This is a genomic window from Tenacibaculum sediminilitoris, assembly GCF_964513795.1.
In the GTDB taxonomy this organism is placed as follows: Bacteria; Bacteroidota; Bacteroidia; order Flavobacteriales; family Flavobacteriaceae; genus Polaribacter; species Polaribacter sediminilitoris.
The window spans coordinates 17652-29615 of the sequence record NZ_CAZEQR010000004.1 but is presented as its reverse complement, the minus strand read 5'-3'; the positions used below and the strand labels follow the sequence as shown (position 1 = coordinate 29615).

General features: G+C 31.9%; 10 protein-coding genes. 2 read left to right on the top strand and 8 right to left on the bottom strand.

The window, feature by feature from the left end; all coding sequences use genetic code 11:
* Nucleotides 1–57 precede the first annotated feature (57 nt).
* The 4 genes from ACKTSW_RS01735 to ACKTSW_RS01720 all read right to left on the bottom strand — a co-directional run bounded on the left by ACKTSW_RS01735 (nt 58) and on the right by ACKTSW_RS01720 (nt 5404).
* The gene (locus ACKTSW_RS01735; protein WP_408023551.1) at nt 58–1014 is read right to left on the bottom strand and encodes a hypothetical protein; all 957 of its coding nucleotides are present in this window, start codon (nt 1012–1014) and stop codon (nt 58–60) included.
* Nucleotides 1015–1120: 106 nt separating this feature from the next.
* Nucleotides 1121–1567 (bottom strand): hypothetical protein, encoded by a 447-nt coding sequence (locus tag ACKTSW_RS01730; RefSeq protein ID WP_408023550.1) that lies wholly within the window; start codon nt 1565–1567, stop codon nt 1121–1123.
* 105 nt (nt 1568–1672) lie between these two features.
* Complete coding sequence (locus ACKTSW_RS01725; RefSeq protein WP_408023549.1) at nt 1673–4591, bottom strand: leucine--tRNA ligase; 2919 nt, start codon at nt 4589–4591, stop codon at nt 1673–1675.
* Between the two features lie 162 nt (nt 4592–4753).
* A complete protein-coding gene (locus tag ACKTSW_RS01720; protein ID WP_408023548.1) occupies nt 4754–5404 on the bottom strand; it encodes a hypothetical protein in 651 nt (216 codons plus the stop codon).
* Nucleotides 5405–5595: 191 nt separating this feature from the next.
* Here ACKTSW_RS01720 and ACKTSW_RS01715 point away from each other — a divergent pair, with 191 nt between their 5' ends.
* A complete protein-coding gene (locus ACKTSW_RS01715) occupies nt 5596–6594 on the top strand; it encodes an SAM-dependent methyltransferase (protein ID WP_408023547.1) in 999 nt (332 codons plus the stop codon).
* 65 nt (nt 6595–6659) lie between these two features.
* Here the strand turns inward: ACKTSW_RS01715 and ACKTSW_RS01710 are convergent, their stop codons facing one another.
* Nucleotides 6660–7202 carry a DUF2911 domain-containing protein gene (locus ACKTSW_RS01710; RefSeq protein WP_408023546.1) on the bottom strand — a complete coding sequence of 181 codons (543 nt, stop codon included), beginning with the start codon at nt 7200–7202 and terminating at the stop codon, nt 6660–6662.
* A gap of 583 nt (nt 7203–7785) precedes the next feature.
* Nucleotides 7786–9090, bottom strand: a complete 1305-nt coding sequence (gene tyrS, locus ACKTSW_RS01705) for a tyrosine--tRNA ligase (RefSeq protein WP_408023545.1) — start codon at nt 9088–9090, stop codon at nt 7786–7788.
* Nucleotides 9091–9153: 63 nt separating this feature from the next.
* Here tyrS and ACKTSW_RS01700 point away from each other — a divergent pair, with 63 nt between their 5' ends.
* Complete coding sequence (locus ACKTSW_RS01700; protein WP_408023544.1) at nt 9154–10155, top strand: NAD-dependent epimerase/dehydratase family protein; 1002 nt, start codon at nt 9154–9156, stop codon at nt 10153–10155.
* Nucleotides 10156–10200: 45 nt separating this feature from the next.
* Here the strand turns inward: ACKTSW_RS01700 and ACKTSW_RS01695 are convergent, their stop codons facing one another.
* On the bottom strand, nt 10201–10620 hold the full coding sequence (locus ACKTSW_RS01695; protein WP_408023543.1) for a DUF4296 domain-containing protein: 420 nt from the start codon (nt 10618–10620) through the stop codon (nt 10201–10203).
* The gene (locus ACKTSW_RS01690) at nt 10621–11961 is read right to left on the bottom strand and encodes a dihydroorotase (protein WP_408023542.1); all 1341 of its coding nucleotides are present in this window, start codon (nt 11959–11961) and stop codon (nt 10621–10623) included.
* Nucleotides 11962–11964: the final 3 nt, after the last annotated feature.

Sequence of the window (11964 nt, the reverse complement as noted above, 5' to 3'; positions counted from 1 at the left end):
CTTTTATAGTTTGTGCGTAAATTAATAAAAGTTTAGCAAATACCCTATGAATATATTTTATACAACCCCATTATTCCAAACAGGTACATTTAGGCATCTACTTATTTTAACCATATCGCTTAACAAATACTCTTTATCTCCATGATTTAATAAATTATAACGCTCTCCATTTTGAGTAACTAAATTAACTTCGTAACAGTAATAACCTCCTGACTTATTTCCCTCAACAAATTTTGACAATACTTGTAATGCATACACTCGTTGAAAAGGTATTATTTCACCATCAACTAATACTTTCCTCTTTTTTGAATATAAAAAAACTTTAGCTCCGAAAGAAAATAATAAGAAAACACCTACTAATAAAAAAGGGCCTCCAGAGGTAAAAAACAGCTTACCTCCATGCATAAAGGTTAATGGCTGTTTTGAAAACTCAAAAAACTCTACATAAGACCAAGCTACATAGTTTAAACCCATTAAAAAGAAACTCCAGGCTACAAACTTCAAATAAGAACTAGAGGTAATTTTATAGCCAAAGGCTGTTTTTCTTAAACGTTCGCTTAAAAAATTACTTCCTGAACCTTTAACTGCACTCCAAGAAATGTTTTGCCCAATAGCATCGGTTGTAAAGTCACCAAAAGAAAACTCTATTTGTTTATTGGTTGGTGAATTTTTCTTTCTTTTTGTCCAATAACCAGAACCAAACATTCCAACAAACATGAAAGCCAATACTACTAACATTCCGCCTGTTTTATAGTAAGTATATCGTTGTTTACCAATACTTAATTGATGAATTGGAACAGTTATTTCAAGACGTTTTATATCGTTTAGGTCTTTTCTTGTAGGGTTTGTAAGTTGTTGCAACGAATCTAATTCTTGTACACTCTGCTGTACCTCTAGTTCTCTTTTATGAAATGAATCGTATGTGTTTTGTAATTGTGGAAGTGCCACGAAAATGAAAATTCCAATTGGAATTATTGCAAATAACCACGAGTTGTTGAGGGATACTTTTTTCATATTTTATTTTTTGGAAAGCAAATTTGAGAAAAGTTTTTGACTTTATCTTATAAAAAAAAGACCTTTACATAAAGGTAAAAGTCTTTTTAATGAATAATCATATATATTATTTACAAAAGGGAACTGTAAAAAAACCTTCTACTATATTATTAGCATTAGCAGCTGCTTTTATTTTTAACGTAAGTTCTTTGCTTGTAAACCTTACAACCTCAACACTTCCTGCTAGATAATTTAAAGGTGCTACTCCTTTTTTATTAAATACTACATTTACATTGTTATAAACACCAAGCTCAGCCTTTATGTTTGTTGAAATCTCTAACTCATAATCAAAAATATCAGAATTGCAATTAGCTTCTATGTTCGTAATGTGTACTGAAAGCTCATTGTTTCCAGACATGAACGATTTTCCTCCTTTGGCACTAAAATTTGTTCCAAATACTTCTCCTGAGAGTTTTGTATTTGCTATTCCTGACAAATCATTATCTGAACAACTACTTATCATCAGAGTTAAGCCAACCAAGACCACATAGCTAATTTTAAAAATCTTTTTCATTCGTTGAAATTTTAATTTGTTTTTACAGGCTGCGAATTTAGTTTAAAAATAAAAACCCACAAACAAATTAATTGCTTGTGGGCTTTCTATATTTATAAGGTTAGCTTACCCTACAATGTTTATAATTTTCCCTGGTACAATAATTACTTTTTTAGGCTCTCTTCCTTGTAATTGTTGTTGTGTTTTTTCATGTGCCATTACCGTTTTTTCAATTTCGTCTTTGCTCATATCTAACGGTAACTCTAAAGTAAAACGCATTTTACCATTGAAAGATACTGGATAGTTTTTAGAACTTTCAACTAAATGCTTCTCTTCAAATTTTGGAAAAGCTACGGTTGCAATAGACTCATTGTGTCCTAACTGACTCCATAATTCTTCTGCAATATGTGGTGCATAAGGAGATATTAACACTAGTAACGGCTCTAAAATAGCACGCTTGTTACATTTTAGTGCTGTTAACTCGTTTACTGCAATCATAAAGGTAGAAACTGACGTATTGAACGAGAAGTTCTCGATATCTTCTTCTACTTTCTTTATTGTTTTATGTAATGTTTTTAATTCTTCTTTTGTTGGCTCTTCGTCTGAAACGTTGATACCATTTTCATCAGTGAACAATTTCCATAATTTCTTAAGGAAAGAATACACTCCTGAAATTCCTGAAGTTTTCCAAGGCTTGGTTTGCTCTAACGGACCTAAGAACATTTCGAATAAACGTAAACTGTCTGCTCCATATTCTTCACAAATCAAATCTGGATTCACCACATTGTATTTCGATTTCGACATTTTTTCAACCTCACGTAAAACTTTGAAAGTCCCATCTTCTTCGTAGATAAATTCTGCATCTTTGAATTCTGGTCTCCAATTTTTAAAAGCTTCAGTATCTAATTCATCAGAAGTATTTACCATACTTACATCAACATGGATAGATCTAGACTTAACTCTTAAAATATCATCTTCTGTCAACCCTTTTTTAAGAAGTTTAGACTTATATTCCTCCCATTTTGGGTGCTGATTAGTCAAGTAATTTGGACCTTGAACTAAACTGGTAGTTTCAAAAATATTTAAGCTTTTACCATCTAGAGTTGCTTCATAAACAAAAGCAGAAGTTCCTAAAATCATACCTTGATTGATAAGTTTTTTAGCAAATTCATCAACAGGTAACAATCCTCTATCAAATAAGAATTTTTGCCAAAAACGCGCATATAATAAGTGTCCTGTAGCATGCTCAGAACCTCCAATATATAAATCTACTTCTTTCCAATAGTCAACCGCTGCTGCGCTTACAAATTCTCCTTCGTTATTCGAATCCATATAACGGTTAAAATACCAAGAACTTCCTGCCCACCCTGGCATTGTGTTTAACTCCAAAGGAAATACAGTTTCATTATCTATTAACTCATTACTCACTACTCTATTCTCAATACTATTCCATGCCCAAACATCTGCATTTCCTAGTGGTGGCTTTCCATCTTCAGTAGGTAAGTATTTTTCAACTTCAGGTAATACAATTGGTAAATGCTTTGCATCAATCATTTGAGGCATTCCGTCTTTGTAATATACTGGGAAAGGTTCTCCCCAATAACGTTGACGACTAAATACTGCGTCGCGTAAACGATAATTTATCTTTTCGTAACCAACACCACGTTTTTCTAATTCGTAGATTACGGTTTTCATTCCTTTGTTATAGTTTAAACCGTCTAAAAAATCAGAGTTCGCTAATTTGATTCCGTCTTTAGCATCATTTGCTTTTTCAGAAATATCAACATTAGCAAAAATATTTGGAATCTCTAATCCGAAGTGTTTTGCAAAATCGTAATCACGTTGATCACCACATGGTACCGCCATAACAGCTCCCGTACCGTAACTTGCTAACACGTAATCACCAATCCAAATTGGTACCTGTTTTCCTGTAAAAGGATGCAATGCATACGCACCAGTGAACACTCCTGAAATGGTTTTTACATCTGCCATACGGTCGCGCTCTGAACGTTTTGCTGTTGCCTCTATGTATTCTTCAACAACCTTTCTTTGCTCATCAGTTGTAATTTTTGCCACCAAATCGTGCTCTGGAGCTAAAGTCATGAATGACACACCGAAAATGGTATCAGGACGTGTAGTAAACACGTCTATTTTAGCATCATGTCCATCCACTTCAAAAGAAACCATCGCTCCTTGTGAGCGACCAATCCAGTTAGTTTGAGAATCTTTTAGAGGTTGTGGCCAATCGATATTTTGTAATCCATCTAACAAACGTTGTGCATACGCAGAAATTCGCATAGACCATTGGGTCATTTTTTTACGAACTACTGGATGCCCACCACGTTCTGAAACTCCGTTTACAATTTCATCGTTTGCTAATACCGTTCCTAAAGCAGGACACCAGTTTACTTCGGTATCAGATAAAAATGTTAAACGGTATTGTAATAGTATTTCTTGTTGTTCTTTCTCAGAGAAACTTTTCCATTCTTCGGCAGAAAACAGCCTAATATCTTCATCAGAAACTGCGTTTACATTCGCATTTCCTTCTGCTTCAAAGACAGTTACTAAGGTTGCAATATCTTCTGCTTTATCAGTATCTTTATTATACCAAGAGTTGAACAATTGAATAAAAATCCACTGTGTCCATTTGTAATACTCAGGATTCGAAGTACGAACTTCGCGAGACCAATCGAATGAAAATCCGATATTGTCTAACTGACGACGATAGGTTTTTATATTCGTTTCAGTAGTAATTGCTGGATGCTGTCCTGTTTGAATCGCATATTGTTCAGCAGGTAACCCGAAAGAATCATATCCTTGTGGATGCAATACATTAAACCCTTTATGACGCTTGTAACGAGCGTAAATATCAGATGCAATATATCCTAACGGATGCCCAACGTGTAATCCTGCTCCTGAAGGATAAGGAAACATGTCTAACACATAATATTTTGGTTTATCAGAATTATTTTCAGCTTTAAATGTACCTTGATTTGCCCAGTACTTTTGCCACTTTTTTTCTATCTCTTGGTGATTGTATTGCATTTGTAATCGCTTGTTTTAAAGGATGCAAATTTACGGTTATTGTTGATAAGTAAAAAGTTTAGTTTTTTAATACTTTATAAAAGCTTAAATAAACAAAAAAACCTCACAAGCCTTTAAGCTTTGTAAGGTTTAAAATTGAAATAAAAGTTGTTTAATATTATTCTAACAAGGTACGGAAGCTATTAAAATTACTTTTAGCGTTCCTCCTCTTCCAGATCGTTGAATATTACAAATTCTTTCTGTTTGTGCAGGACCTAATGGTAATATTGGGCACGGTTTATCTCCTACTAACTGAATACAATCGGTACAGTTTACTGGAAATACTCCCGGATTTCCTGAGTTTTCTTGTAATCCTTTATTATAAATTTTTGTAATAGGTGTTTTGTTAGGGCCGTAATTCCAACCTCCGCCTTTGTCTACTTCCATAGCAATAAAACTATTTACACCATTAACACAGCTTATATCAAATGCTTCTGCACAAGGTGTGTTAGGGTTTAGTGTAAATTCTGCGATACTAGTTCCTTCTTTTCCGTGGTTAAAGTCTGCTCCTGGAACTGGACATTGTGGTTCTATGTAAAAGCAAATATTTCCACTAAAACATGCCCCTTTCGAATCAAATTCTTGCGTTTTTCCTGCTCCTAATTCAAATTTGCCCATTAGTTTATTTACTTTAGTTAAAAAACCAAAATCTGATACTCCAACAGGTGATGGACAACATTTATTGGCACTGTTCGATGCAGCAAAAGTTACATAGACCTCTACTGATTTTTTAGTTTGATTGGTAACAGATAGCGTAGTGTAGTTTGTAGACATAATAAAGGTTTTTAAATTTTTAATTGTTCTTTCGCAAAGTATTAACCTATTAACTACCAAAACAAAAAAAAGTCTTTAATGACTGTTTTTAAGTAATAAGCGAATCATTTTGCATTAGGAAGAAAATTAACTTAACTAAGTTTTTACTAATTCTATTTTTATAACTTAGGAGACTATATAACTACCTACATATGAATAAAACTATTATTGCTTTAGATATTAAAGAAAAGGTATTAACATTACTTAAAGATACTACTACACAAAATGAATCAGAAAATCTAATAAACGAAATACATGTTTATTTTAAAGAATTAATTCAACTCACAGGTTTTGACAACAGTATAGAGCACCTTGCTGCAGTTGACACTGTAAAAGGTAAGGCTTTAGGTTTAAACCATGCAGCGCAATGTTTATTAGATTATAAACGGACAGTACAGTTTTTAAAAGCTATGGTTACGGCTATTAAAGAAAAGCAACAAAAACACCCTAATGAGACTATTCGAATTTTTTATGCTGGATGTGGCCCTTATGCTCCATTCATTACTTTAATCGCTCCCCTTTTTACCTCAGAAGAGGTACAGTTTTCTTTATTAGATATTAATAGCAAATCTATACAATATGCTAAAAACCTCATTCTAGAATTAAGTCTTTCTAATTACGTAATGGATTACTACAATGCTGATGCTGTTATGTTTGATATACCAGAGGCTGAAAAATATCATATTTTATTTAGTGAAACACTAGATGCTTTATTATATAGAGAGTGTTATGTTCCTATTTTATTTAACTTATTACCTCAACTACCACAAGATGTGTCTGTAATTCCAGAAAATGTATTGGTAAAAATGAGTTTAGCTGTTGATCTTATCTCTGACCCTAAACACAAATTTATAGAGATTGATACCATTTTAAATGTACGAGAAGCTGTCTCATCAAACAAAAACACAATTATTCCCATCCAACTTCCAAATAAAAAGGTAGCGGTAAACTCAATTAATATTGAGCGTTATAATTATTTGATATTAGATACCTTGGTACATGTTTACAATGACATTTGGTTAACACGAAGTGAATCTTCTTTAACACTCCCTTTGGAAATGCATATTGAACATCCTATTAATTTTGGCGCTATAGTTTTTACTTATTTAATGGACTCTAATATTGAATTAAAATATGAACTAGTAGAGTAAAATATTTAAAAAATGAAAAAAGCATAACCATCTGGTTATGCTTTTTTCATTTAAATTATTGTTTTTTAACCTTTAATTGGTACAGTAACTACAACATTACCCCATCCTAAATACATATTAAAAATGTCATTTTCTCCTTCAAATACTATTGAGAAAACTTCAGTTGGTTCTGCTGTGTTTGATACAGTTCCTTTAACACGTACTACATCTTCAGATTCTTTATAAAAATAAGAACCCCATACGTTCTTAGCAGTACTTAAAATTACCGTCCATTCTTTATCTCCTGGAATTGTAAATAAAGTATATGTTCCTGCTTTTACTTCTTTACCTCCAAAGATTACATCTTTGTAAAACGTAATTTCAGCAGCTTCATTAGCACCCGTTCTCCATACTTTTCCTGCAGGAGCTAATTTTGCCAATGATCTTCCTTTTAGTTGTGGGCGACTATATGTAATTTTAACTTTCTTATCTGAAATTCTATAGCTACTTGGATATGCAGCCGCATCCATTGGACTCTTATCTAAGTCAGGAAACTTCTGTGCTACTATTTCATTTGAAAATACTAACGCTACAACAAATACGATAATTGATAAAATTGATTTTTCCATGTTTTTATTTTTTATAAATAATTAAGGGATTTGTCATCAAATTTAAGAATCCTTACTTAAAATCTGTTCTTTTTTTAATACAATCTTGTTTTTCATTTCTAAAAACAGAAGTTAATCTTCTTAAAATTTGCAATTCAAATAAATAGCCTACCTATATTTTACATCTATTGTTCCTTGTGCTAAGTTTTGCTGTAGGTTACTCTATTGATTGCCAACAATAAAAATTCACTTTTCATCTCTATTTTAATTTATTCTAAATAAAAAACTTATCTTTGCAAAGATTTTATAGAAAAAATAATGATTGTTTTTTATTCTGAAACTAGTAAATCAACTTCAACTACTGTGGTTAAGACATTACAGAAAACTACTATTTGTAGTTCGGCTTGCTCGAACTGTATTAAGCCTAAAAGTAAGTGTTGTAACAAATATCAAAAAAAGGGAATTAACTGTAAAAGATGTCCTTTAACATTTGACCTAAAAGCTGTTTCTTAATTAAAGTGCCCCCGTTTATATATTTTAAACAAAAAACCCTTAAAAACAAAAGCTTTAAAGGGCTTTTACTTTTCTTTACAAGAGTTTACTCTTAAGCCACCTTTAATAAAAAGTAATTTTTCTTACCTCTTTGTAACAGTACGTACTTATTTGCTATTAAATCTTTCGAAGTAATAATAAAGTCTTCATTTACTTTCTCTTTATTAACTGATATTGAATTCTCTTTTAATGCTCTTCTTGCATCACCGTTTGATTTTAAGAAACCTGTCTTAGCTGCCAAAGCTGCAATCATATCAAGTCCCTCAGTAATATCTTTTGAAGTAACCGCTGCTTGTGGTACCCCATCAAATACGTCTAAAAAAGTTTGTTCATCTAAACTTTTTAAATCTTCGGCTGTTGACTTACCAAATAAAATATTAGATGCCGCTATTGCTTTATCTAACTCTTCTTTAGAGTGTACAAAAGTTGTTACTTCTTCAGCTAACTTCTTTTGTAAAACTCTTTGATGAGGGGCTTGTTTATGCTCTGTTATTAAAGTTTCAATTGTGTCTTTATCTAAAAAAGTAAATATTTTAATATACTTTTCTGCATCTTCATCTGAAGTATTTAACCAAAACTGATAAAACTTGTAAACTGATGTTTTATCTGCATCTAACCAAATATTTCCTCCTTCAGATTTCCCAAACTTAGAACCATCGGCTTTAGTAATTAATGGGCAAGTAGCCGCAAATGCTTTTGTATCTTCACCAGGTGTCATTCTACGAACTAACTCAGTACCTGTAGTAATATTTCCCCATTGATCAGAACCGCCCATCTGCAATTTACAGTTAAAGGTTTTGTATAAATGGTAAAAGTCATAACCTTGAATTAATTGGTAGGTAAATTCGGTAAAACTCATTCCTCCTCCAGATTCTCCCGAAATACGTTTTTTCACAGAGTCTTTAGCCATCATATAGTTAACTGTAATACGTTTACCTACATCACGGGCAAAATCTATAAAAGAAAAGTTTTTCATCCAATCATAGTTGTTCACTAAAACTGGAGAGTTTTCTAATCCATTATCAAATTTTAAAAAACGCCCAAGAGTTCTTTTTATTCCTGTTACATTTTTTGCCAATGCTTCTTCATTCAATAAGTTACGCTCATCAGATTTACCTGAAGGGTCACCAATCATTCCAGTTGCTCCTCCTACCAATGCAATTGGTTTATGTCCAGCTTTTTCAATATGAACCAATAAAATAATGGGTACTAAACTTCCAATATGTAAAGAATCAGAAGTGGGATCAAAACCAATATAAGCTGCTGTCATTTCCTTTTGTAGCTGTTCTTCAGTTCCTGGCATTATATCGTGAATCATTCCACGCCATCTTAATTCTTCTACTAAATTCTTGGTCATTTTATTCTGTTTTTAAAGAAGCAAATATAAGTTTATCAACTAAAAAAAACTAAATTCGCTCTTATGATTTTAGTTACAGGAGGAACCGGTTTAGTAGGCTCACATTTATTATATTATTTAAGTCTAAAAAATGAGAAAATTCGTGCTGTTTTTAGGACAGAAGAAAAGCGTGAACACGTAAAAAAAATCTTTTCTTTTTACACCAATAATGTACAACAATATTTTTCAAAAATTGAATGGGTACAAGCTGACATTACCGATGTACCATCTTTAGAACCTGTATTTAATAATATTACACGGGTTTATCATTGTGCTGCTTTAGTTTCTTTTAATCCTAAAGATTATAGGAAAATGCGCCAAGTAAATATCGATGGAACAGCTAACTTAGTTAATTTAGCGCTTGACAAGAATATTAAAAAATTTTGTTTTGTGAGTTCTATTGCTACTGTTGGTGATACCATTAATGATAAACCTATCAATGAAGAGAACGAATGGTTAGACAGTAATGATAATCATGGTTATGCAATTACTAAATATGGTGCAGAAATGGAAGTCTGGAGAGGAAGCCAAGAAGGTTTAAATGTAGTTATTGTTAACCCAGGGATTATTTTAGGTGGTGGTTTTTGGCATGAAGGCTCTGGAAAAATGTTTACACAAATAGATAATAATCTTAAATTTTACACAGAAGGTGTTACTGGGTTTGTTGGGGTAGATGATGTGGTAAAAGCAATGATTAACCTGATGGACTCTAACATAAAAAATGAACGTTTTATTTTAGTTTCAGAGAACAAATCATTTAAAGATGTTTTATTTACCATTGCTGATAGTTTACATAAAAAAAGACCTTCAAAAAAAGTAGGCAAACTAATTACATCAATCTTCTGGAGAATTGATTGGTTTTTAACAGTCTTAACAGGTAAAGAACCTTTGTTAACTAAAAGCTCCGCAAAATCGGCACACAATAAATCATTTTATAGTTCTAAAAAAATCACAAAGCAACTCAATTTTAAGTTTGAACCAATTGATACTGTTATCTTAAACATAACAAAAGAGTTTCAAAAATAACTTGAAACTCTTTTTGTTAATTTATTTTTATCTTTTAAATCTTACTTATTTAAGTTGTAGCTTCTTTGGAATAGAGCCTTTTTGAATTCTTTCTTTCTTTTCTATTTTTTTTATTGAATCTTGTATCTTTTGTTGCTCTCTATAAAATATATTTAATGAATCAATATTCGATTTTACTTTTTTTAAGATTTCTGTATATTCATCAACTTTAGATGTATAGTATGCATTACTAATATCAAAGCGAGTACTATCAATTTTATACTTTTCATAGACTAAAAAAAAATAATTTTTTTCTCGTTTTAAAAATTTATTTTTATGGTTTTTAGCAGAAGAGGCGATATACATATCTGTTAACAACGAAACCATTGAATCTTTAGGTATTAAATTCTCAGGTTTCTTGTATATCGTATTACTGGTACACGATATTAAAAATAATGCAATACATGTGTAAAAAAAAGACTTCATTTATCTGTTGAATAATAATCGTTTTCCTTTAATTTTTTCATTAAACACTCCTTCATGGTACATTAAATTTCCGTTTACAAATGTATGTGTTATCTGACTTGAAAACTCAATACCTTCAAACGGAGACCATCCACATTTATACAATATATTTTCTTTATTTACCGTCCATTTCTTATCCGCATCAACTAAAACTAAATCAGCATAAAAACCTTCTTTTATAAATCCTCTTTTTTCAATTTTGAAGATTTTAGCTGGATTATGACTCATCTTTTCTACTGCTTTTTCTATTGGAAGCACTCCTTCTTTTACCTTTTCTAAGACGGATGTAACTGCATGTTGTACTAGTGGACCTCCACTAGGAGCCTTGGTATACACATTATCTTTTTCTTCTAAGGTATGCGGAGCATGGTCAGTTGCAATAATATCAATTCTATCATCTAGCAATGCTTTCCATAACCCCTCTTTATCTTTTTGTGTTTTTACCGCCGGATTCCACTTTATATGAGTTCCTTTTGTATCATAATCAGCATCAGTAAACCATAAGTGATGTATACAAACTTCAGCTGTAATTTGTTTTTCTTCTAACGGAATATCATTTCTAAATAAATGTGTTTCTTTTTCGGTAGATAAATGAAAAACATGCAAACGAGCTCCTGTTTTTTTTGCTAGTTCAATAGCTTTTGAAGACGATAAATAACAAGCTTCTTCACTACGAATTAATGGATGGTATTTCATAGGAATATCATCACCATAGGTTGCTTTATAAGCTTCAGTATTTTTTCTAATAGTAGCTTCGTCCTCACAATGTACAGAAATTAACATTGAGGTTGATGAAAATATTTTCTCAAGTACTTCTTCGTTATCTACCAACATGTTTCCTGTTGAAGAACCTAAAAACAACTTGATTCCAGCAACATCCTTAGGGTTTGTTTTTAACAATTCATCTAAATTGTCATTGGTGCCTCCAAACATAAACGAATAGTTAGCGTAAGAGGTTTTGCTTGCAATGTCAAACTTATCAGCTAGTAATTCTTGAGTCGTAGCTTGCGGCACCGTATTAGGCATTTCAATAAACGACGTAATTCCGCCAGCTATTGCAGCTTTACTTTCAGTAGCAATATTGGCTTTATGTGTTAAACCAGGTTCACGAAAATGCACTTGATCATCAATCATACCAGGAATTAAGAATTTTCCTTCAGCATCTACCATTAATACATCATCCGTAGGAATTATGTTTTCACCTATTTCCTTAATAAATTCTCCTTCTATTAAAACATCGCCTTCAAAAACTTTGTTTTCGTTAACGATTTGTGCGTTTTTAATTAAATATGATTGTTTCATTTT

Excerpts from the sequence above, each read along its gene's own strand:
- ACKTSW_RS01715 (WP_408023547.1), top strand. The coding sequence starts at position 5,596 with ATGAATAAAACTATTATTGCTTTAGATATTAAAGAAAAGGTATTAACA.
- ACKTSW_RS01735 (WP_408023551.1), bottom strand. The coding sequence starts at position 1,014 with ATGAAAAAAGTATCCCTCAACAACTCGTGGTTATTTGCAATAATTCCA.
- ACKTSW_RS01725 (WP_408023549.1), bottom strand. The coding sequence starts at position 4,591 with ATGCAATACAATCACCAAGAGATAGAAAAAAAGTGGCAAAAGTACTGG.
- ACKTSW_RS01730 (WP_408023550.1), bottom strand. The coding sequence starts at position 1,567 with ATGAAAAAGATTTTTAAAATTAGCTATGTGGTCTTGGTTGGCTTAACT.
- ACKTSW_RS01700 (WP_408023544.1), top strand. The coding sequence starts at position 9,154 with ATGATTTTAGTTACAGGAGGAACCGGTTTAGTAGGCTCACATTTATTA.
- ACKTSW_RS01690 (WP_408023542.1), bottom strand. The coding sequence starts at position 11,961 with ATGAAACAATCATATTTAATTAAAAACGCACAAATCGTTAACGAAAAC.
- ACKTSW_RS01720 (WP_408023548.1), bottom strand. The coding sequence starts at position 5,404 with ATGTCTACAAACTACACTACGCTATCTGTTACCAATCAAACTAAAAAA.
- tyrS (WP_408023545.1), bottom strand. The coding sequence starts at position 9,090 with ATGACCAAGAATTTAGTAGAAGAATTAAGATGGCGTGGAATGATTCAC.
- ACKTSW_RS01710 (WP_408023546.1), bottom strand. The coding sequence starts at position 7,202 with ATGGAAAAATCAATTTTATCAATTATCGTATTTGTTGTAGCGTTAGTA.
- ACKTSW_RS01695 (WP_408023543.1), bottom strand. The coding sequence starts at position 10,620 with ATGAAGTCTTTTTTTTACACATGTATTGCATTATTTTTAATATCGTGT.